Origin of the sequence: Novosphingobium sp. RL4 (assembly GCF_035658495.1) — a bacterium.
Lineage (GTDB): Bacteria > Pseudomonadota > Alphaproteobacteria > Sphingomonadales > Sphingomonadaceae > Novosphingobium.
The window spans coordinates 1,087,863-1,108,455 of record NZ_CP141944.1 but is presented as its reverse complement, the minus strand read 5'-3'; the positions used below and the strand labels follow the sequence as shown (position 1 = coordinate 1,108,455).

The following is a 20,593-nucleotide window of genomic DNA, read 5'->3' as shown; positions in this document are numbered from 1 at the left end:
GGAATTGCAGCCTTGCTGCTGGCAACAGGATCGGTAGCCACGGGCGCACTCCTGATCTGGCCGTCGCAGGCGCGTTCGAAAAAGCCCTGCAATCAGTATAGTTTAGAGCCGGGATCCGAAGAGGTCGCCTCCGCATTTTCCCATGCTTTCATCCAATGGCTACCACAGCGCTGCCTTGCGGCAAGCATCATTGTGCAGCGCCGCAAAAAATTCGCGCAAGCGGCCGCTCGATGGTATGGGCGAAGGGCAATCCCATCGCGGAAGGTGTGCATGAGCCTGACCGAAACCGAAGATGCCCTGCCTGCGCCCGGCGCGTCCGCGGAGCCCTGCTCCGCCCCTGCCCCCGACATGCCGTGGTGGAAGGGCGCATCGATCTACCAGATCTACCCGCGCAGCTTCCAGGACACCAACGGAGACGGCGTGGGCGATCTCGCGGGGATCACGCGGCGGCTGCACCATGTTGCCCGGCTGGGTGTAGATGCGATCTGGATATCGCCCTTCTTCACTTCCCCGATGCGCGACTTCGGCTACGATGTGGCCGATTACTGCGGGATAGACCCGGTGTTCGGCACCATGGCCGATTTCGACGCGCTGGTGGCGCACGCCCATGCCCTCGGGCTCAAGGTCATCATCGACCAGGTCTACGCCCATACCTCGGACCAGCACCCCTGGTTCGCGGAAAGCCGCTCCGACCGCGGCAACCCGAAGGCGGACTGGTACGTCTGGAACGATCCGAAGGAAGACGGTACCCCGCCCTGCAACTGGCAGTCGGTGTTCGGCGGTCCCGCATGGACCTGGGACGGGCGCCGCCGCCAGTACTACATGCACACGTTCCTCAAGGAACAGCCCCAGCTCAACATGCATAACCCGGCCGTGCAGGACGCGGTGCTCGGCGTAGCGCGATTCTGGCTGGAGCGCGGGGTCGACGGGTTCCGGCTCGATGCGCTCAACCACGCGATGCACGACCCGCTCCTGCGCGACAATCCGCCCGCCCCCGCAGATGGCCGCCTGCGTACCCGGCCCTTCGACTTCCAGCTCAAGACCTACAGCCAGTCCCACCCCGATATGGTGCGCTTCGTCGAACGCCTGCGCGCGGTGTGCGACGAACATGGCGCGGTTCACACCGTAGCCGAAATTGGCGGAGATCATCCGCAGGCGGACCGGCGCGCCTATACCGAAGGCGAACGCCGCCTCAATAGCGCCTACGGGTTCGACTTCCTCTATGCGCCCGCGCTCACGGCGCAGTTCGTCGCCGACACGCTCCGGCGCTGGGAGCTCGCGCCGGGCGAAACCGGCGGCTGGCCAAGTTGGGCATTCGAGAACCACGATGCGCCCCGCGCCGTTTCACGCTGGAGCGCCCCGCAGGATCAAGCGCCGTTCGAACGCGTGAAGATGGCACTGCTCATGGCGCTGCGCGGCAATGTTATCCTCTACCAGGGAGAGGAACTGGGCCTCGTGCAGGACGAGATTCCGTTCGAACAGCTCCAGGACCCGGAAGCCATTGCCAACTGGCCCCTCACCCTTTCGCGGGACGGCGCCCGAACGCCCCTGCCGTGGGACGATGCCCCGCTGGGCGGCTTTACAGGCGGCGAGCCGTGGCTACCGCTTTCGGCCGAGAACCTCACCCGCGCGGTGTCTGTGCAGGAAGCCGATCCTGCCTCGCTCCTGCACTTCACCCGCAACGTCCTGGCCCTGCGAAATGCAAGCCGGGCGCTTCACCATGGCACGCTGGCCGAATGCACTGCCGATGGCGCTCTGCTCTCGTTCGACCGCGCAGAAGGTGGGGAGCGCGTGCGATGCCTGTTCAATCTCTCCGCCGATCCGATAGCCTTTGCCCTGCCCGCCGAGGGCGAGGTGCTGCTCGCGGTGAACGGGGCAACGAAGGCCGGTCTTCCTGCCTATGCCGCGCTCTGGCTTACGATATGAGATGACGTTTTCACTGGCCCGCAGCACGCTGCTCTGGCTAGAGGCGGGCCATGAGACCAGTCCTCCTCGCCGCTGCTGCCTCGCTCTGTGCGATCCTGATGCCGGCCCCTGCCATGGCTGAAGCGATCGTAGTCACGTCCCCGCAAGCGCTTCCCGCCGCTCATGACCGTCCGCGCGTGTTCCTGGGCGGAAGCATCGACATGGGTTCTGCCCCGGACTGGCAGAAGCAAGTGATCGCGGCTCTGCAGGACGAGAACGTGACCCTGCTCAACCCGCGCCGTCCGGACTGGAACCCGGCCTGGAAGCCCGAGGCGGACGAACCGGAGTTCCGCAAACAGGTGGAATGGGAACTCGCCGCGCTGGAAAGTGCCGACGTGATCGTTCTCTATCTCGCTCCGGGATCGCAGAGCCCGGTGAGCCTGCTCGAACTCGGCCTCCACGCACGGACAGGCAAGGTCGTGCTGCTCTGCCCGCCCGGCTTCTGGCGCAAGGGCAACGTCGACATCACGGGTGAGCGCTACGGCGTGGAGCAGGTCGCAAGCCTGGACGAGTTGATCGCCGCGACGCGCAAGCGCGTGGCACACGCCGCCGCGCGCCTCAAGGCCGCGAAATAGCCCGGCCCTTTACTGCTGGGTCCATTCCACGCGGTACAGATCGAAACGGCGATCCTTGAGATTCTGCACCGCGCCCGACTGGCGCGCGGTGAGCAGCGCGTCGAGGCTGAGGTCGGCGATGGCGATCGTCTCCGTGTTCGGCGCCGTATCCGCCGCCACCCCGTCACGCGCGAAGGGGAAGTCCGAAGGGGTCAGGATCGCGCTCTCGGCGTAGTGGACATCCATGTTCTCGACGTTCGGCAGATTGCCCACGACGCCCGAGGTGACGACGTAGCACTGGTTCTCCACCGCCCGTGCCTGACAGCAGTAGCGAACGCGCAGGAAGCCGCGCCGTTCGTCCGTGCAGAAAGGGACGAACAGCATGAGCGCGCCCTGGTTGACGAGGTGGCGGGAAAGCTCCGGGAACTCGCTGTCATAGCATATCATCACCCCGATGGGTCCGCAGTCGGTGGGGATCACATTGGCGCCGTAGCCGCCCTTGATGTTCCACCAGCGGCGCTCCGAAGGGGTGGGGTGAAGCTTCTGCGTTTCGTGCACGGCGCCGTCCCGCAGGAAGGTATAGGCGATGTTGCGGATCTCGCTCTTGCCCTGCCCCAGCTTCACCCTGGTCGGGTGCGATCCGCCGATGATGTTGATGTTGTAGCTCACCGCCATGCGCTGCATGAATTCGACGAAGCGCTCGGTGTAATCCGCAATCTTTTCAATGGCGGCGGCGGGTTCGAGCTTGGTCTCCTCGATCGAAAGCAGCTCCAGCGTGAACAGTTCCGGAAACACCACGAAGTCGCTCTCGTAATCGGCGGCCACGTCGATCCAGTATTCGACCTGCTCCTCGAACTGGTCGATCGCCTCGATCTTGCGCATCATGAACTGGACGGTCGCGACGCGCACGGTGGACGGCACGCGTTCCTTGAATCCCGGCACAGCCTTGCCGGTATCGCGCGGCGCAAGCGGGTTGGTCCAGTACATGATGACGGCATTGCCGCCGCTTTCCTTGTCGTTGGGGATGTAGTCCGGCAGAATCCCGCGCGGCTCGTAACCCTCGTTCATCTGGAACTGGATGACCTGATCGCGGACCTTCTTGTCCTTCACCGCCTGCACATAGTCAGCCGGGTTGGGATACTGGCGCCTGCGGCGCGAATAGCCCGGCATGCGTCCAGCGAAGGCGATGCCCTTCAGTTCGAAGTACTGGCACAGTTCCTTCCGCTTGCGGTAGAGCCGCTGGCCGATGCGCAAGCGCCGATAGTCGGGGTCGACGCAGACCTCGAAGCCGTAGAGCACATCCCCGTCGTCAGCGGGGGGGCGACCGTAGCCGCCGTTGCTGATCTCCTCCCAGCTATGCGGGCGAAAGGCCTGCTCCGCCGTGACGATCATCGTCGCACAATGGCCGACCACCCTGCCGTCGTATTCGGCCACGAACTGGCCCTCGGGAAAATTGATGATCTGCCCGCGAACTTCGGCGCGGGTGAAGGCGTCCGCCTTGCCGTAGACTTTTACCGAGAGCCTCGCGATGGCCGGAGCATCGGCGACGGTGGCGGCGCGGATGATGAGTTTGGCTTTGGTCTGGTCCATGGCCCAACACTACGCGCGGCGGGGCTCGGGGTTCCAGTCCTGAAAATGACTCTTTTCCCGTCGCTTGCGGGATATTTTTGCCAGGTCGCTCGTTATCCCTCTCGAAAGGAGAGAGATATGAGCGTCACACTCATTGCCCTCGCCCTGTTTGGTTGCAGCGATGATGGAGCGGCTTGCGAAAGATTGCCTGCTCCCTTGCAGACCTATGAATCGCGCGCTGCCTGTGCGGCTGGCATCGAAGGCGCCCTGGCCACCGATGCCGCGCTGAAGGCGGACGCTCCGACCGTTTATGCGCAGTGCCTGTCGAACAGCCAGCTTGCCGCTCTCGGCAAGGGAACGGTCGATCTCCGGCAGATCAACGGAGTTCAGTTCGCGGCAAGATGATGAAATACGTATCCCGGCACGGACCTTGGGAAATCGGTAGCCACGCCCTGCCGTCACCTGAGGGAAAGTCCGGGGGCACAGGGGCGTCGGCGCATGTCGGCGCCCCTGCTATTTGGTGAATTGGCCCACCCCGGCCTTGCGCAGAAGCTCCGGGCCGGAATTGGCCGGGGCCTTGGAAAGGGTCAGCCCCGGCCGCGGTAACCCTGTACGCCCTGATCCGGCACCCAAAGCCCTTCCGGGGCCGCGCCGGACTGCCAGAACACGTCGATGGGAATCCCGCCGCGCGGATACCAGTAGCCGCCGATACGCAACCAGCGAGGCTTCATTTCGTCGAACAGGCGCTGGCCGATGCCGACAGTCACGTCCTCATGGAAACCGTTATGGTTGCGGAACGCGCCGAGGAACAGCTTGAGGCTCTTCGATTCGACGATCGTTTCGCCGGGCGCATAGTCGATCACGAGATGCGCGAAGTCCGGCTGTCCGGTCACCGGGCAAAGCGAGGTGAACTCCGGCGCCGCGAAACGCACGAGATAGAGGCTGCCCTGACGCGGGTTCGGCACATAATCAAGCACGGCCTCCTCGGGCGAGGCAGGCAAGGCACTGTTCTGGCCGAGGTGCAGCGGGTTCATGGAAATGTCAGTCATGCCCGTCTTGATAGGAGCCGCGAGCCCGCGCTTCAACCCGCCCGGTCCTTGGGGAAAGCTGCCAGCGGCGCGATTGCCCCGCATGGCTTGTTTCGGCTATGATCGCCAACGTCTCGCCGCGCGGCCCAAGGGCATTAACTCGGGGTTCAGCGCGGAGCCCTTTTGGGGCTTGGGAGGATGATGCGGGGCACTGTGACTGAAATCGCGACCACTCTTTCACGCGCGGCACTGACGCTGGGTCTCTTGGCGGGACCGGTTGCAGTTCATGCGCAATCGACGACCTGGAGCCTGCCGCCCGGCGCGCAGGACAGCCAGAACCCGCCCCGCGCGCAGGGACCGGTCGATCCGCAGGTGCCGGTCGTTGCCCCGCGCGAAACCGCGCCTGACGCAGCGGCAACCCCGCCAGCCAGCAAGCCATCGGCGCGGCCAGGCCCCGTGCCCACGGTAACGCCGCCGCCGCCCCCCGCCGCGCGCGCCACCGAGCGCCCGCAGCCGCGCCCTGCTGCCTCGGCCACCCCGGCACGCCCGGCGATCGCACCCGAAACCCCGCCATCGGCGGGTCCCGAACCGGCAAGCCCTTCCCCGGAAGTCTCAGCCTCACCCGCAGCCATGCCGGCGCCCAGCGCGAGCGAACCCCCGGTTTCCGAAGGCAGTCCGGCAACGGCCTCCCAAGCTCCGTCGGAACCCGCCGCCTCGCCGCACTGGCCCGAATGGTGGCTGGCCATTCCCGCTGCGCTCCTTGCCGCTGCCGGGGGCGTATTCGTTCTGCTGCGCCGCCGCCGGACACCTGCGACCGCATGGGAAGAAGCCGGTCTCGAACCTGAGGCGGAACCCGAGGACGAACTTCTCGACGAACCGGCGAAGCCTGCCGCACCTGCCGCCGTGACCGCCCTTGAACCGCCGCCGACCGCTGCCCCGGCTGGCCCCGGACCCGTTCCTGTTACCCAGTCCTTCTCCGGTGAAGTTCAGGGCAACGACATCGAGATCGTCTTCGAGCCGGTCGCCCTGCGCCTGTCGCTGGTCTACGCCACGCTGCAATACCGCCTCGCGGTTACCGCACCGCCTGCGGGCCTGCCCGGAGGCCTTCGCATTTTGGCCGACATGATCTCCGCTCACGCCTCGCTCTCGCAGGCGGAACAACTCGCCCCCGATCCGTCGGCCCAGCCGCTCCGGCACAGCGTAGAGGCCCTGACAGCCGGAGAAACGCGCGAATTCAAGGGCGAACTGCAATTGCCGCTCAGCGCCATCCGCGTGATGCGGCAGGGACAGGCCAGCCTCTTCGTGCCGCTGGTGCGGCTGTCCTTCTTTGGCGAACATGGCCTTTCCGCACGCCGCGTCTTCACGCTCGGCCTTCCCGGAGAGGGACCGGGGGTGTCTCCGCTGCGTCTCGATACCGGCCCGCGCGATCATGCCCAGATTGCCTCGCGCGAAATCGAGGCAGCCCGCACGATGGGCGTCGATACTACCGGCCTCTTGCCTCTCGACCCGCGCCGCGCAGCGGTTTAAGCCTTTCCGCGCAAGCGGGCTCCTCCCCGCAAGAGTCAGTTTCCGATAGCCCCGCGCCTTGCGGAACTTGACGATGCCGGCCACACGAAAAATGCCTCCCGGGGCATTCTCGACCAGCCCCTAGCGGAGAGCACTTTGAGCGATTTGGACAATTTCGACGACCTCGCCACCTTCACCAAGCTGGTCGGCGGTGGCCGCCGCAAGGAGTGGACCGGAGCCGTCGTCAACCCGCCGGTCTGGCGGGCCAGCACGCACCTTTACGAAAACACCGCAGCGCTGGCCGAAGGCCCGCGCCGCAACGAGGACGGCCGCTTCTTCTACGGTCGCCGCGGCGCGCCGACGCAGTGGGCACTCTGCGAGGCGCTGACCAAGATCGAACCCGGCGCTCACGGCACGGTGATCTACCCTTCGGGCGTAGCGGCCATCGCGGGCGTCATGCTCACGCTGCTGCGGCCCGGCGACGTGGTGATGATCACCGACAATGCCTATGACCCCACCCGCTCCATGGGCACGGGAATGCTCGCCGACTTCGGCATCGAGACCCGCTTCTTCGACCCGCTGGACCTTGCCGCATACGAAGCGATGTTCTGCGAGCGCACACGCGCAGTGCTGATCGAAGCTCCCGGCAGCCTGTCGATGGAAGTCTGCGACGTGCCGGAAATGGCCCGGATCGCACGGAGCAAGGGCGCGGTGTCGGTGCTTGATAACACCTGGGCCAGCCCGCTCGGCTTCGCGGGACTGAAAAAGGGCGTGGACATCACCGTGATGGCGCTGACCAAGCATGTCGGCGGCCACTCCGACCTGATGATGGGCAGCGCCAGTGCAGGCGAGGAACTCTACGGCAAGCTGCGCGAACGCGCGCAGCAGCTTGGCATCGTGGTGTCTCCGGACGATGCCGCCCTCGCCTTGCGCGGGCTGCGCACGCTGGGCGTGCGTCTGCGACAGGAGGCCGAATCCGCCCTCAGGATCGCCCAATGGCTCGATGCGCGGCCGGAAGTGGCGCAAGTGCTCTGCCCGATGCTCCCCTCCTCGCCTGGCCATGACCTCTGGACGCGCGATTTCACGGGCGGCTGCGGATTGTTCAGCTTCGTATTCAAGGGCGGCACACTGGCCGACCGCAACCGCTTCATCGACGCTCTCAACCTCTTCGCGATCGGCTACTCCTGGGGCGGCTTCGAAAGCCTTGTGGTGCCGATCGAGCCTACCAGGCACCGCAGCATCATGCCCTGGCCGCCCCAAGCGCAGGACGAGGCCAACCGCTTCGGCGTGCGCCTCGCCGTGGGCCTCGAAGATACCGACGACCTCATTGCCGACATCGAGCAGGCGCTCGCGGTGATGGCGCAGGGATGAGCAACCCGGTCGCCCGCATGGTCATGGCCAGCCCGACGCCTTCGGCCACGGCTTCGGCGGCCGCCCATCGGCCGGTCGATCAGCCTCTGGCAGGGGCGGACGGGCTGAAGCACGCCGTGACCTCGCGCGGCGGCTTTCTCAGCGATTTCGTGGACACGCTGGACCGGCTGGCCGTGCAGGTCGGCTCCAGCCGCGTATCTGTCTGGGATCTCGTCGTGCTGCTGCTGGTGCTCGCGCTGGTGGTTTCCACGGCATGGTTCGCCAGCAGGCTCTCCAGCCGCCTGCTCCGCTCTGCCACGGGTCTGGACCAGACGCAGCGCCTGCTGGCGGAAAAGCTCGTCAGCCTGCTGATATGGACGATCGCGATCCTCGTCGGCATCGACGTGTTGGGCATCGACCTCACGGCGCTCACGGTGTTCTCGGGCGCGTTCGGCCTTGCCATCGGCTTCGGCCTGCAGAAGACCTTCGGCAACCTGATCGCGGGCATCATCCTCCTGATGGACAAGTCCATCAAGCCGGGCGACGTCATCACCATCACCGATGCCGGCGGCATGTCCACATTCGGCCAGATCCGCCGGATCGGCATCCGGGCCGTCTCTCTGACGACACGCGATCAGAAGGAATACCTGATCCCGAACGAGAACCTGATGATCAATCAGGTCGAAAACTGGTCCTATTCCAGCAAGAACGTCCGCATCCAGGTGCCGGTGGGCGTCGCGTTTTCGGCGGACATCGTGAAAGCCGAACAGCTCATGCTCGAAGCGGCACGCAGCGTACCGCGCGTGCTGGTCGCGCCGCCGCCCACGGTGTGGCTGGATTCCTTCACCGAGAACGGCGTCCGCTTCGTGATCCATTGCTGGATTACCGATCCGGAGGAAGGCGTCGGCAACGTGCGATCCGACGTCCTCAAGAAGCTATGGGAACTGTTCCGGGACCACGGGATCGAAGTCCCCTATGCCAAGCGAGACATCAACCTGCGCGACACCGACGCATTCCGCGCCCTGCTGGATGCCATGAAGAACCGCAACGAGGAACCGTCCCGCTGACCGGGATCACGAAGCCATGCGCTTCGGCTTCTCCATTTCCAGCCGGTTGCGCCCCTTGGCCTTTGCGCAGAACAACGCGAGTTCTGCCCGCTCGATAGTGCTGTCGAGACTGTCCGCAATGCGGGCCACGCTGCCGCTGGTGGTAATGGCGAAGCGGCTCTCGCCGATCTTCTGCCGCAGGTCCGCCAGAGTGGAAACCACGCGGCTGCAGATCGCCTGCGCCTGTTCCGGCGTGGTACGCGGCAACAGCACGGCGAAACGCTCCGAGCCGATCCGCGAGATGATGTCGTCCGAGCGAAGTATCTCGCGCAGCAGATCGGCAAAGACACGCAGCACATCGTCGCCGGTGGTCTGGCCGTATTTCATGTTGATGGTGCGGAAGAAGTCGATGCTGAACATCGCCAGGCACCCTTCCATGCCGGAAGCGATCATATGCTCCAGCATCGATATGAACGCCGCGCGATTGGTAAGGCGGGTCAACGGATCGGTGTAGGTCGCGGCGAAAAGCTGGTCGCGCAGTTCGCGGCGCTCATCGATGGAGCGCATCACCGCCAGTGCCCCGTAGACGGTGCCGTCGTCATTACGCAGCGGACGAATCTGCATCTCGAACCAGCTTTCCCGCGCATCGGCGGTGATGGCCGGGAATTCAACCCAGCGGTCGGGCTGCTCGCCCGCGATGGCCGCCTTCAGCGCGCGCGAGACCACACCCCGTCCGGTCTCCGCCACGAGGTCCAGCAGATGCGGCCCCATCGGCTCCGGCAGCAGGCGAATGCCGAGCTTGCCGATGCCCGGCGAAGCATGAAGGATCAGGCCTTCGCGATTGGTCTTCAGAATAATGTCAGACGTGGTTTCCGCCAGCAGCCCGTACAAAGCGGAACTTTCCTGAACGGTGAAATTCATGCCCATCTTGGTAACGCCCCGGATCCGAGGGATCGCAACTCGATCCAAAGAAGGTTCAGCCGAAAGGAACCCGGCCAAATAAATTCGACGCTTGGATCGCCGAACCTGTTAGCCAAAACCCCTCATTGAAATGAGAAAATCCAGCCATCCAACTTCCGAAATCCAGCGACCCTGCAATAACTTCGCAAAAAAAGAATTAGCCCCGTTATCTAACTCACTTTAATACAAAGTATTGTTATTTATGCATTTACCATCAGAGGATTGAGTCGGAAAGAGGCTTGTCCCCATCTATGGGAACTTGATCAATCCGGTGCTGATTTCAGAGTTCGATCATGATCCGGACCTTGTCCGGGCTGGTCTCCACGGCGGCGGCGATCTGTTCACGGCAGCGGGCGATGAGTTCGGGCAACCCGGCAACGGTGCGTCCGGGACGAAGCTCCGCCGCGGTTACGCCCAGTTCCTCGGCAATGGCGTCCAGACGCTCTTCGATGGGCCGGGCCCGGCCCTGCTCCCAGGCCCAGACCGTGGGTTTGCTGACGCCGAGGCGCGCAGCCAGCTCGCCCTGGGTGAAACCGCGCAGCTTGCGAAGCCGGTGAAGACGCTCTCCGAAGCTCTCCCCGCCGATTGCGGCCGGAGCACTGGTCATGGGAGAGGCGCCGAGATCGACCTCCTGCACTGCACTGCGCAGCTGCGCCGCACTGAGGACGGACGAGGAAATCGGGGCATCGAAGGCACAGCCGTACAGCTTGCCACTGGCCCATACGACGCGAGCCCGCGTGATACCGGCCTGCGGCAGCTCGACGTCGATGGTCTCGCCGATCTCCAGATCGATGCGGCTCTCCATCAACATCCCGCTTTCCGAGAAATTGTGGATCACCACCGGCATCTCCACGCCGGATGCCAGCGCACCCTGCGTTTCCAGGAGCAGGCGGCGGCGCTGCGCGCGCGGCTTAACACCCTGCTGGTCGCCCCTGGGACCGTTTTCAGCGAGATTTTCTTCAAAATGTGCCGCTATGGGCATGGCGCATTCTCCACGAGAATCGCAACGTGAGCGCAGGGGATTAAAATTCCGTTAGCAGAACAGCTAATTTCGGCACGCAAAAGCACGGAAATATGAGGCCTCGGGGCCACAGGTGCGACGAAATCGAGAATCCGGCGTTAAGGACTTTCTAACCGGGATATCCGTAGCTTTCCGGGCAATTAAACGGGGTTGCAGTGTTCGATATCTATCTTTGCATCCGCGATGGGCATGACCTGCGACTGGTCCTGCTCGCCGCCTTGATCTGTCTGCTTTCTTCGCTGACGGCGCTGCTTCTCCTACGCCAGGCAAAGCGCTGCGAAGGAGCGGTCCGCCGACGCTGGTGGACCATGGCGGGCGCCAGCGCGGGCTTCGGCATCTGGGCCACGCATTTCGTGGCCATGCTCGGATACGTCCCCGGCATGATCGTCGGCTATTCCCCGGCGCTGACGCTCGTGTCACTGATCATCCCGATCATGACGACCGGCCTCGCCTTCGCTCTGACCCTCGGAAAGCCCGGTCGCAGGACGGTGGCGTTCGCCAGCGCGATCTGCGGCTCGGGCATTGCCGCGATGCATTACACCGGCATGCTGGCGATGGAGCTTCCGGCAGCGCCGCACTGGAACACCGGCTATGTCGCAGCCTCTGTTGCCCTTGCCATCCTGCCGCTCTACCCCGCGCTGACGCTGGCACTGCGCGACGGCCGTTTGCGCAGCCTGCTCGGCGCAACGGCCCTGCTCGCCGGCGCCGTCGTCGCCCTCCACTTCACCGGCATGACGGCACTTTCGCTTACACCGGCGCGCGTCGTCATCACCGAACAGTCTATCTCCCCGCGCGAGATGATCGGCGCGGTCACCACCGTGACCCTGCTCATCATCGCGCTCTCGGCGATCTCGCTTGCCATCAGCCGTCGCACCGCAGCCGCAGTGGCGGCCAGCGAGCGCCAGTTCTCGTTCCTGGTGCGCGGGATTTCCGACTGCGCGATCTACATGCTGGACCGCGAAGGCCGGGTCGTGAACTGGAACGCCGGTGCCCAGCGCCTCAAGGGCTATGCCGAATCCGAAGCCCTGGGCCTGCCCGTCGCCACTTTCTACACGCCTGAGGACCGCGCCGCAGAGCTGGACAGGCTGGCACTGGAAACCGCGCGAACGGAAGGTCGCTTCTATGGCGAGGGCTGGCGCGTTCGCCGCGACGGCAGCCGCTTCTGGGCCCATGTCACGATCGAGCCGATGCTTGGCGAGCACGGCGAATCGATCGGCTTTGCGAAGATCACCCGCGACATGACCCGTTTCAAGGAGGCGCAGGACCGCATTGCCGAGGCCAGCCGCCAGCGCGACGCCGCCCTGGGCCACATGCACCAGGGACTTTGCCTGTTCGACGCCAAAGAACGCCTTGTCCTGTGCAACCCCCGTTTCCTCGAAATGTACGGATTGCCGGACGGCGCACTGCCCCCCGGCCTCCTGCTGGAGGAAGTGATCGGCCGTTGCAGCGTGAACCGCTTCGAGCCGCAGGCCGTCACCGAACGTGTCGCGCATGTCCGGCGGATGATCCGCGACAATCTCGCCGCACCGTTGCATCCCCCGATCCTCGCCCAGTATCCCGACGGTCAGGTCGTTTCTATCGCCAACCGCCCCATGCCCGATGGTGGCTGGGTCTCGACGTTCGACGACATCACGCGCCAGCACGAATCGGAAGCGCGCATCGCGCACATGGCCATGCACGACGGCCTCACCGGCCTGCCCAATCGCACACGCTTCAACTTGTGGATCGACGAGATGCTCGAACAGGCATCGCGCTACGGCAAGCGGCTGGGCGTGACCGCCATCGATCTCGACCGTTTCAAGGAAATCAACGACACTTATGGCCACGCCTGGGGTGATGTCGTGCTTGCGTAACTGGCCCGGCGGCTCCAGTCGGTGATCGGCGAGGACGAGATCGCCGCGCGCCTCGGCGGCGACGAATTCGGGCTCGCCAAGCTTTTCGACACCGACGAACAACTCGCGGACTTCCTCCGCAGGATCGAGCCTTGCTTCGCTTCTCCCGTCGAGCATGAAGGGCAGGAACTCGTCTTCGGGGGCAGCCTCGGCATCGCCGCCTACCCGCATGACGGCGCGAACCGCGAGACCCTGCTCAACAACGCCGATCTCGCGATGTACCGCGCCAAGCTCCAGATCGGCGAACGCATCTGCTATTACGAGCCCGGCATGGACGAAACCGCCCGTGCCCGCCGCCAGCTTGCCAACGATCTGCGGCAGGCCGTCGAGAAGCAGGAATTCGTCCTCCTCTACCAGCCGCAATGCCAACTGCGCAGCGGCGAAACTTCCGGCTACGAGGCGCTCGTCCGCTGGCACCACCCGCTGCGCGGGCTCGTCTCGCCGGATGAATTCATTCCCATCGCCGAGGAATCCGGCGCGATCCTCCAGATCGGTGAATGGGTGCTCGAAGAGGCCTGCCGGGAAGCGGTTAGCTGGCATTCCGAACACCGGATCGCCGTAAACGTCTCTCCGATCCAGCTCGTCCAACAGGATCTGGCGCCGATCGTCGCCCGCATCCTGATCGAGACCGGCCTGCCTGCCCACCGGCTCGAACTGGAAATCACTGAAAGCGCCATCATTTCCGACAAGACCCGCGCACTTCACAACTTGCGCCAGTTGAAGGAACTCGGCGTCGCCATCGCGATGGACGATTTCGGCACCGGCTATTCCTCGCTCGACACGCTCCATTCGTTTCCGTTCGACAAGATCAAGATCGACAAGTCGTTCCTGCTCGAATCGGACGACAACGAACAGGCCCGCGCCATCATCCGCGCGGTGCTCGCCCTCGGGCAATCGCTGCGCATCCCGGTACTGGCCGAAGGCGTGGAGACCGAGAGCCAGTTCGACCTCCTTATCCGTGAAGGCTGCGAGGAAGCGCAGGGCTATTTCCTCGGCCGCCCCGACCGCGCGCCCAGCATGTCCCTTTCGGAAAAATGGCAGCCAGTCGCGGCCGAAGCCGGCTAGGCAGCATCGCTGGATTGAAAAATAAAAACCCTCTCAATTACCCAATTGACGGAACGCATATTCGGCATATGTCTCGCATTGGGCATTTCACGAGGGGGAAATTCATGAAATCCGTAAATACCATCAAGGCTGCTTTCGCAGCCGTACTGTTGCTGCCTGCTGTTCCGGCACTCGCGGCAGACAAGCCTGCTTCGGCTCCCGCTTTGGTCAACGAGGAATTCGGCGTTCCCGTATTCCCCTACGACATGACCGACCGCCCTTACGAGGTCGTCGGAGAAGTGAAGGCCGGGGTCCGCAAGGCCACCATCTTCAGCAAGGCCCCCGATCAGGGCAAGATCTACCGCGAACTGTGGGAACGCGCGCAGAAACTCGGCGCCGATGCCGTGATCAAGGCCCAGTACGGCGACGCTCACGTCACCGCGATGAGCTGGGGATCCGTGACGGCCACCGGAGTGGCTGTCCGCTTCACCGACAAGCCGGCCCAGTAATTTCGTGGTTCTGGCACTGCTGACCGGAGCGGCGCTCGTCGCCGCGCCGGTTTCTGCCCAGCCGGTTTCTGCCCAGCCGGCTCCTGCCCAGCCGGCGCCGAGCACATCGGCAGAGTCCGTTCCGCCTGCAACCGCGACGATCGCTGTCACAGGCGGAGCCAGCGCTCAGTCGGTGCCGCCGGGAACCCCGGTTCGGCTCATGGTTCTGCGGGAAATTTCCAGCCGCACGGCCAAGGCGGGAGACCGATTTCTCCTGAGGGTCGACGAACCGGTCTACATCGACGGGAGGCCGGTCATTCCGGTCGGCACCAAGGCCTGGGGCGAGATCGTCAGCCTCGAAGGAAACCGCGCGGTCGGCAAGGGCGGACGTCTTGCCGCCCGTTTCGTCGAGCTTGAGCTGGCGGATGGCATGAAACTGCCCTTGCGCGGAGACATGAACGAGCGGGGCGCTGGAAACGGAGCCGGCGTCGTGCTCGCCGTTGTCGGTTTCGGGCTGCTCGGCCTGCTCACTGCGGGCGACAGCGCCCGCTTCAAGGGCGGCCAGACGATCACCGCCTATGTGGACAGGATCGCCGAGCCTGTTCAAACCTCGCTGCCAGCCACCCCTCCGGTCGGTCCGGGCACCGAGGCATCACCGCAAACCCTTTCGGAACCGCCGGAACCGGCCGCCTGAACGGCACCTAGCGGCAGTCTAAAGCCCCTCTTGCCCCGCACAAAGCCATTCTGGCTGGCAATCGGAAGCAAGGGGGATCATCTGCGCCACCATGCAAGCGAATCCCGCCTCTGTCGGTCGAGTCTTCCTGGTTGGCGCCGGTCCCGGCGATCCCGACCTCCTGACCCTGCGCGCCGCGCGGCTGCTGATGAATGCCGCGATCATCGTGCATGACGGCCTCGTCGATCCGGCGATCCTCGCCATGGCGCGTCCGTCTGCCCGGCTGATTTCCGTCGCCAAGAGCCGCGCGCGGCACACCATGAAGCAGGAGGAGATCAACGCCCTCCTCGTGCGCGAAGCCCTCGCCGGCAATGACGTCGTACGGCTCAAGGGCGGCGATCCCTTCGTTTTCGGCCGTGGCGGCGAGGAAGCCGAAGCCTGCCATGCCGCCGGCGTGCCGGTGGAAGTGGTGCCGGGAATCTCCTCGGCGCTGGGCGCTTCCGCTGCCGCACAGATACCGCTGACGCACCGGGACCATGCCTCGATCGTCACGTTCGTCGCCGGCCAGTGCAAGGGGCTGACCGATCAGGACTGGTCGGGACTTGCCGGCAAGGGCCGTACGCTGGTGATCTTCATGGGAATCGCCACCTCGGCCCAGATCGCGGAAAAGCTCATGGCCGACGGGCTCGCGCCCGATGTGCCGGTTGCGGTGATCGAAAACGCCACCCGTTCGCGGATGCGTGTGCTGCGCGGTCCGCTTGCGGGCCTTGCCGACCTGATCGCCGATGCGAAGGTGCAAAGTCCGGCGCTTATCGTTATCGGGCACGTCACCGCAGAACCCGACAACACCATTCGCGCCCTTGCGCTGGAGGCAACAAAGTGAAGATCCTGACGGGCAACGACCTGAAGACCGGAGCGGTCATCTGGTGGACCGGCGTGGGCTGGTCGCTCGACGTCAACGAATCCGCCGACGTGGGCGAACATGGCGCCGCGCTCCTCGCGCGCGAGGAAGGCGCCCAGAATGTCGTCGGCGGCTATATCGTCGATGGTGCGAAGACCGAGGAAGGCATTCGTCCCGCCCATATCAAGGAGCGCATCCGCGCCCTCGGGCCGACCGTGCGCCTAGACCTGACGCTCAAGCCGTCCGACCCCGAAGCCGTGAACTGGGTGATCTGATGTACAAGTACGACGAATACGACCAGCAGATGGTCGATACGCGCGTCGCGGAATTCCGTGACCAGGTGCGCCGCCGCCTTGCCGGTGACCTTACCGAGGACCAGTTCAAGCCGCTGCGCCTGCAGAACGGCCTCTACCTCCAGCTTCATGCCTACATGCTGCGCGTCGCCGTGCCCTACGGCACGCTGAACTCCGCGCAAATGAAGCTGCTCGGCGATATCGCGGACAAGTACGATCGCGGCTACGGCCACTTCACCACCCGCCAGAACATCCAGTACAACTGGATCAAGCTGGAAGACACGCCCGACATCCTGGCCGAACTCGCCAAGGTGGAGATGCATGCCATCCAGACCAGCGGCAATTGCATCCGCAACATTTCCTCGGACCAGTACGCGGGAGCGGCCGCCGACGAGATCATCGATCCGCGCCCTTACGCCGAACTGCTGCGCCAGTGGTCCAGCTTCCACCCGGAATTCCTGGTGCTGCCGCGCAAGTTCAAGATCTGCGTCATCGCCTCCGAAACGGACCGCGCGGCGATGCGCCTGCACGACATCGGCATCAAGATGGTGCGCAACGATTCCGGCGAGATCGGCGCACAGTTCTATGCGGGCGGCGGCATGGGCCGCACCCCGATGATCGCGCCGCTGATCCGCGAATTCGTGCCGCTGGACCAGCTCATCACCTATTCCGAGGCATGCCTGCGCGTCTACAACCGCTACGGCCGCCGCGACAACAAGTACAAGGCGCGCATCAAGATCCTCGTCCATGAACTGGGCCGCGACGAATATGTCCGCCAGGTCGAGGAAGAATTCGCGCACCTGCTGACCCAGCCGATCGAGCCCCCGCTCGCCGAGCTGGAGCGCATCGAGGCGCACTTCACCGGACCCGACTTCGAAGCCGGCGCTTCGAACGATCTGGACCTGTCCGATCCCGACTTCCGCCTCTGGGTGGAGCGCAACACGCACGCCCACAAGCAGGCCGGCTATGTGATCGCCACCGTCAGCCTCAAGCCCGTCGGCGGCATTCCGGGCGATGCCACGGCAGACCAGATCCGCCTGATGGCGCAGCTCGCCAAGGACTACAGCTTCGACGAACTGCGCGTCACTCACGCGCAGAACATCGTCTTCCCGCACGTGAAGAAAGCAGACCTCTACACCCTGTGGCAGGCGCTGGACGAAGCAGGCCTGTCCACCGCCAATCTCGACACCGTGGGCGATATCATCGCCTGCCCCGGCCTCGACTATTGCGCGCTGGCCAATGCCCGCTCGATCCCGGTGGCGCAGAAGATCTCCGAACGTTTCGGCAGCGCCGAACGCCAGGCCGAGATTGGCGAGCTGAAGCTGAAGATCTCGGGCTGCATCAATGCCTGCGGCCACCACCACGCGGGCCACATCGGCATCCTCGGCGTCGACAAGAAGGGCCTGGAAAACTACCAGCTCCTGCTTGGCGGCAGCGAGGGCGCGGACACTTCGCTCGGCCAGATCACCGGCCCCGGCTTCACCGAGGACGGCGTGGTCGATGCCATCGAGAAGGCCACCGAGGTCTATCTCGCCAACAAGCAGGGCGAGGAACGCTTCCTCGACACCTATCGCCGTATCGGCATGGCCCCGTTCAAGGAGGCGATCTATGGTTGACGTTCAATTCCGCTTCCGTGACGACGAGGCGGTCAACGACCCGGCCATCACGGTCGACGCCTTCTCGGAGCAGACCAACGCCACGGCCGTGCGCATCGAGCCGGGCGACGATGCCCGCGATCTCCTGCCGCATCTCGACCGGCTCTCCCTCGTGGAAGTGAGCTTCCCGGCGTGGACCGACGGGCGCGGATACTCCTCCGCCCGGCTTCTGCGCGAAGCAGGCTACCAGGGCGAGATGCGGGCCGTGGGCGATCTGGTGATCGACATGCTCTCGCACCTCAAGCGCTGCGGTTTTGACGCTTTCGCGCCCGACAAGGCACTCAACGCGGAAGATGCGCAGAACGCATTCGATCGCTGGGAAAACGTCTACCAGGCCACCGTCGTCGACGGTCGCCAGGCGATCTGGGCAAAGCGCCACCCGGCGTAACCGTCCTTCCGGAAGGGAACAATCGATGCCCCACACCGAAGTTGCACGTATCCGCGACCTGATCGACACCGGTCCTCGTTTCGACGAGGCCGATGCCGTTCGCCTCAACCGCCTCTTCCGCGGCACCGAAACGACCGAAATGCTCGAAACGGTGCTCAAGGAAGGCATGGCGGGCGATGTCGCTATCGTGTCCAGCTTCGGTGCGGAATCGGCGGTGCTGCTGCACCTCGTCTGCCGCGTCGATCCGGGCGTGGCGGTGCTGTTCCTTGAAACCGGCAAGCATTTCCCCGAAACGCTCGCCTATCGCGATCTTCTCGTCGAGCGGCTGGGGCTGACCAATCTCATCAACCTGCTGCCCGACGCCGAGGAACTGGCGAAAAAGGACGAGAACGGCCTGCGCTGGTCCTACGACCCCGACGGCTGCTGCGAGATCCGCAAGGTCAAGCCGCTGGAGAAGGCGCTGCTGGGCTATGACGCCTCCTTCACCGGCCGCAAGGCATTCCAGGCCTCCACCCGCGCCACCCTGCCGCGTTTCGAGGTGGACACGACCGACACACAGGGCCGCCTGAAAATCAACCCGCTGATCGACTGGTCGCCCGAGCGCATCGCCGCCTATATCGCCGAGCATGATCTGCCTCCGCACCCGCTGGTGGCGCAGGGCTATCCGTCGATCGGCTGCATGCCCTGCACCAGCAAGGTCGCCGAAGGCGAGGACCCGCGTTCGGGTCGCTGGCGCGGATGGAACAAGACCGAGTGCGGCATCCATGTCGCCACCCTCTCGGAACACACCACCAAGAACGCACCGGAGTTCGACCCCGGGCTCTGAACCGGAAGGCCTGCCCCCGATCAGGCGGGCCTTTCTCCTTTCCGGCAAGACCGGGACGGCCAGGCGCACGCCGGGGTTTCGGCGACGATCAGGGCAACACATTGCAACGAACGCGACAAGGCGTGCAAATATTGCACGGCCCGGCGGGTTGGCATTGCCAAGCGCTGGACTAGATCGCAGATGCCCCCAATATTGCAGTGCAACATGACCGATCAGCTCGATACTCCCCGCCACACCCACCCCGCGCTCGTCATTCTGGCGCTGGCGATGGGTGCCTTCGCCATCGGCACCACCGAATTCGCGGCCATGAGCCTCGTGCCCTATTTCGCGCGCGATCTCGGCCTGACGGAGCCGGAGGCGGGCCATGCCATCAGCACTTACGCGCTGGGCGTCGTCGTCGGGGCGCCGGTGATCGCCGTACTGGCGGCCAAGCTGCCGCGCCGGGCGCTGCTGATCGGGCTCATGGCTCTCTTCGCGGTGGGCAACGCGCTTTCCGCGATGGCGCCGACATATCCCCTGCTCCTGCTGTTCCGCTTCATCAGCGGCCTGCCGCATGGCGCCTACTTCGGCATCGCCGCGCTGGTGGCCGCCTCCATGGTGCCCGCGAACAGGCGAGCGCAGTCCGTGGCGCTCGTCATGTCGGGCCTGACCGTGGCGACGATCATCGGCGTGCCGCTGGCGAACTGGCTGGGACAGGCGTTCGGCTGGCGCACCGGATTTGCCATCGTCTCCGTGCTGGCCATCATCACCATGGCCCTCGTCGCGCTCTATGCTCCGCACCAGAAGGCGGCCGAAGGCGCCAGCCCGATGCGCGAACTGGGCGCCCTGCGCCGCCCGCAAGTCCTGCTGACCCTGCTGACCGGGGCCATCGGCTTCGGCGGCCTCTTCGCCGTCTACACCTACATCGCCTCGACCATGATCGAAGTGACCAGGGTGTCCGAACACCTCGTCCCTGTGGTGCTCGCGGTCTTCGGCGTGGGCATGACGGTGGGCAACCTGTTCTGGGCATGGGCCGCGGACCGATCGCTGAACAAGGCTGCCATCGGCGCCCTGCTGTTCAGCGCATTCGCGCTCGCCCTGTTCCCGATGGCCGCCGGCAACGTCTGGACGCTCAGCGTGGTCGTCGTCATGATCGGTTTCGCTGGCGGCCTCGGCACGATCCTCCAGACCCGCCTCATGGACGTTGCCGGAGACGCGCAGGCGCTCGCAGCGGCAGCGCATCACAGCGCCTTCAACATGGCGAATGCGCTGGGCCCGTGGCTCGGCGGCCTCGCGATCTCGGCGGGCTATGGCCTGACCTCGACCGGGTGGATCGGCATGGGCCTGTCGCTGGGCGGTCTCGCGATCTTCCTCGTCACGCTGGCCTTGCACAAGCGCGAGGGCGAAGTCGGCGGCCAGGCCGTTCCCGCCTGCGGCTGACCGGCCCTACGCCGC

At 65.0% G+C, this 20,593-nt stretch carries 19 protein-coding genes and 1 pseudogene; 16 read left to right on the top strand and 4 right to left on the bottom strand.

Annotated features, from left to right (window positions below; all coding sequences use genetic code 11):
• Positions 1 to 270 precede the first annotated feature (270 nt).
• A complete protein-coding gene (locus tag U9J33_RS05460; RefSeq protein ID WP_420719864.1) occupies positions 271 to 1,926 on the top strand; it encodes an alpha-amylase family glycosyl hydrolase in 1,656 nt (551 codons plus the stop codon).
• Between the two features lie 50 nt (positions 1,927 to 1,976).
• Positions 1,977 to 2,540 (top strand): nucleoside 2-deoxyribosyltransferase domain-containing protein, encoded by a 564-nt coding sequence (locus U9J33_RS05455; protein ID WP_324698391.1) that lies wholly within the window; start codon positions 1,977 to 1,979, stop codon positions 2,538 to 2,540.
• A gap of 9 nt (positions 2,541 to 2,549) precedes the next feature.
• Here the strand turns inward: U9J33_RS05455 and U9J33_RS05450 are convergent, their stop codons facing one another.
• Positions 2,550 to 4,109 carry a bifunctional GNAT family N-acetyltransferase/carbon-nitrogen hydrolase family protein gene (locus U9J33_RS05450; RefSeq protein WP_054440105.1) on the bottom strand — a complete coding sequence of 520 codons (1,560 nt, stop codon included), beginning with the start codon at positions 4,107 to 4,109 and terminating at the stop codon, positions 2,550 to 2,552.
• Between the two features lie 117 nt (positions 4,110 to 4,226).
• On the opposite strand from U9J33_RS05450, the gene U9J33_RS05445 reads away from it, so the two are divergent.
• Positions 4,227 to 4,493, top strand: a complete 267-nt coding sequence (locus U9J33_RS05445; RefSeq protein WP_324698389.1) for a hypothetical protein — start codon at positions 4,227 to 4,229, stop codon at positions 4,491 to 4,493.
• A gap of 182 nt (positions 4,494 to 4,675) precedes the next feature.
• Here U9J33_RS05445 and queF read toward each other — a convergent pair whose 3' ends face one another.
• Positions 4,676 to 5,137: a preQ(1) synthase gene (queF, locus tag U9J33_RS05440; protein ID WP_185997907.1), complete on the bottom strand. Its 462-nt coding sequence runs from the start codon at positions 5,135 to 5,137 to the stop codon at positions 4,676 to 4,678.
• A 192-nt stretch (positions 5,138 to 5,329) separates the two neighbouring features.
• On the opposite strand from queF, the gene U9J33_RS05435 reads away from it, so the two are divergent.
• The 3 genes from U9J33_RS05435 to U9J33_RS05425 all read left to right on the top strand — a co-directional run bounded on the left by U9J33_RS05435 (position 5,330) and on the right by U9J33_RS05425 (position 9,039).
• Complete coding sequence (locus U9J33_RS05435) at positions 5,330 to 6,643, top strand: hypothetical protein (RefSeq protein WP_324698387.1); 1,314 nt, start codon at positions 5,330 to 5,332, stop codon at positions 6,641 to 6,643.
• Between the two features lie 135 nt (positions 6,644 to 6,778).
• A complete protein-coding gene (gene metC / locus U9J33_RS05430) occupies positions 6,779 to 7,993 on the top strand; it encodes a cystathionine beta-lyase (protein ID WP_324698385.1) in 1,215 nt (404 codons plus the stop codon).
• The gene (locus tag U9J33_RS05425) at positions 7,990 to 9,039 is read left to right on the top strand and encodes a mechanosensitive ion channel family protein (RefSeq protein ID WP_324698383.1); all 1,050 of its coding nucleotides are present in this window, start codon (positions 7,990 to 7,992) and stop codon (positions 9,037 to 9,039) included. The genes metC and U9J33_RS05425 overlap by 4 nt, the downstream gene beginning before the upstream one ends.
• A 6-nt stretch (positions 9,040 to 9,045) precedes the next feature.
• On the opposite strand, the gene U9J33_RS05420 is transcribed toward U9J33_RS05425, so the two are convergent.
• The gene (locus U9J33_RS05420) at positions 9,046 to 9,939 is read right to left on the bottom strand and encodes a GGDEF domain-containing protein (protein WP_231636085.1); all 894 of its coding nucleotides are present in this window, start codon (positions 9,937 to 9,939) and stop codon (positions 9,046 to 9,048) included.
• Positions 9,940 to 10,258: 319 nt separating this feature from the next.
• Positions 10,259 to 10,960, bottom strand: a complete 702-nt coding sequence (locus U9J33_RS05415) for a helix-turn-helix domain-containing protein (protein WP_324698380.1) — start codon at positions 10,958 to 10,960, stop codon at positions 10,259 to 10,261.
• Between the two features lie 347 nt (positions 10,961 to 11,307).
• On the opposite strand from U9J33_RS05415, the pseudogene U9J33_RS05410 reads away from it, so the two are divergent.
• The 10 genes and pseudogenes from U9J33_RS05410 to U9J33_RS05365 form a co-directional block, all read left to right on the top strand.
• Positions 11,308 to 13,080 (top strand): annotated as a pseudogene (locus U9J33_RS05410) (diguanylate cyclase domain-containing protein); the annotation flags it as partial.
• Positions 13,081 to 13,107: 27 nt separating this feature from the next.
• Complete coding sequence (locus U9J33_RS05405; RefSeq protein ID WP_324699009.1) at positions 13,108 to 13,956, top strand: EAL domain-containing protein; 849 nt, start codon at positions 13,108 to 13,110, stop codon at positions 13,954 to 13,956.
• A gap of 104 nt (positions 13,957 to 14,060) precedes the next feature.
• On the top strand, positions 14,061 to 14,444 hold the full coding sequence (locus U9J33_RS05400; protein WP_132469484.1) for a heavy metal-binding domain-containing protein: 384 nt from the start codon (positions 14,061 to 14,063) through the stop codon (positions 14,442 to 14,444).
• A 4-nt stretch (positions 14,445 to 14,448) separates the two neighbouring features.
• A complete protein-coding gene (locus tag U9J33_RS05395) occupies positions 14,449 to 15,117 on the top strand; it encodes a hypothetical protein (protein WP_324698378.1) in 669 nt (222 codons plus the stop codon).
• A gap of 91 nt (positions 15,118 to 15,208) precedes the next feature.
• A complete protein-coding gene (gene cobA / locus U9J33_RS05390) occupies positions 15,209 to 15,979 on the top strand; it encodes a uroporphyrinogen-III C-methyltransferase (protein ID WP_054440094.1) in 771 nt (256 codons plus the stop codon).
• A complete protein-coding gene (locus U9J33_RS05385) occupies positions 15,976 to 16,272 on the top strand; it encodes a DUF2849 domain-containing protein (RefSeq protein ID WP_054440091.1) in 297 nt (98 codons plus the stop codon). Before cobA ends, U9J33_RS05385 begins: the two co-directional genes overlap by 4 nt.
• The gene (locus U9J33_RS05380) at positions 16,272 to 17,906 is read left to right on the top strand and encodes a nitrite/sulfite reductase (protein WP_185997912.1); all 1,635 of its coding nucleotides are present in this window, start codon (positions 16,272 to 16,274) and stop codon (positions 17,904 to 17,906) included. Before U9J33_RS05385 ends, U9J33_RS05380 begins: the two co-directional genes overlap by 1 nt.
• Entirely contained in the window at positions 17,899 to 18,333 is a 435-nt protein-coding gene (locus tag U9J33_RS05375) for a DUF934 domain-containing protein (protein WP_054440087.1), read from the top strand. The genes U9J33_RS05380 and U9J33_RS05375 overlap by 8 nt, the downstream gene beginning before the upstream one ends.
• Before the next feature lie 25 nt (positions 18,334 to 18,358).
• Positions 18,359 to 19,159: a phosphoadenylyl-sulfate reductase gene (locus U9J33_RS05370; RefSeq protein ID WP_324698374.1), complete on the top strand. Its 801-nt coding sequence runs from the start codon at positions 18,359 to 18,361 to the stop codon at positions 19,157 to 19,159.
• A 204-nt stretch (positions 19,160 to 19,363) separates the two neighbouring features.
• A complete protein-coding gene (locus tag U9J33_RS05365; protein ID WP_324698372.1) occupies positions 19,364 to 20,578 on the top strand; it encodes an MFS transporter in 1,215 nt (404 codons plus the stop codon).
• The last annotated feature ends 15 nt before the right edge of the window (positions 20,579 to 20,593 follow it).

Coding starts and splice junctions, on each gene's coding strand:
- U9J33_RS05370 (WP_324698374.1), top strand. CDS start 18,359: ATGCCCCACACCGAAGTTGCACGTATCCGCGACCTGATCGACACCGGT.
- U9J33_RS05405 (WP_324699009.1), top strand. CDS start 13,108: ATGTACCGCGCCAAGCTCCAGATCGGCGAACGCATCTGCTATTACGAG.
- U9J33_RS05450 (WP_054440105.1), bottom strand. CDS start 4,109: ATGGACCAGACCAAAGCCAAACTCATCATCCGCGCCGCCACCGTCGCC.
- U9J33_RS05380 (WP_185997912.1), top strand. CDS start 16,272: ATGTACAAGTACGACGAATACGACCAGCAGATGGTCGATACGCGCGTC.
- U9J33_RS05365 (WP_324698372.1), top strand. CDS start 19,364: ATGACCGATCAGCTCGATACTCCCCGCCACACCCACCCCGCGCTCGTC.
- cobA (WP_054440094.1), top strand. CDS start 15,209: ATGCAAGCGAATCCCGCCTCTGTCGGTCGAGTCTTCCTGGTTGGCGCC.
- U9J33_RS05415 (WP_324698380.1), bottom strand. CDS start 10,960: ATGCCCATAGCGGCACATTTTGAAGAAAATCTCGCTGAAAACGGTCCC.
- queF (WP_185997907.1), bottom strand. CDS start 5,137: ATGACTGACATTTCCATGAACCCGCTGCACCTCGGCCAGAACAGTGCC.
- U9J33_RS05420 (WP_231636085.1), bottom strand. CDS start 9,939: ATGAATTTCACCGTTCAGGAAAGTTCCGCTTTGTACGGGCTGCTGGCG.
- U9J33_RS05425 (WP_324698383.1), top strand. CDS start 7,990: ATGAGCAACCCGGTCGCCCGCATGGTCATGGCCAGCCCGACGCCTTCG.
- U9J33_RS05460 (WP_420719864.1), top strand. CDS start 271: ATGAGCCTGACCGAAACCGAAGATGCCCTGCCTGCGCCCGGCGCGTCC.
- U9J33_RS05445 (WP_324698389.1), top strand. CDS start 4,227: ATGAGCGTCACACTCATTGCCCTCGCCCTGTTTGGTTGCAGCGATGAT.
- U9J33_RS05455 (WP_324698391.1), top strand. CDS start 1,977: ATGAGACCAGTCCTCCTCGCCGCTGCTGCCTCGCTCTGTGCGATCCTG.
- U9J33_RS05400 (WP_132469484.1), top strand. CDS start 14,061: ATGAAATCCGTAAATACCATCAAGGCTGCTTTCGCAGCCGTACTGTTG.
- U9J33_RS05375 (WP_054440087.1), top strand. CDS start 17,899: ATGGTTGACGTTCAATTCCGCTTCCGTGACGACGAGGCGGTCAACGAC.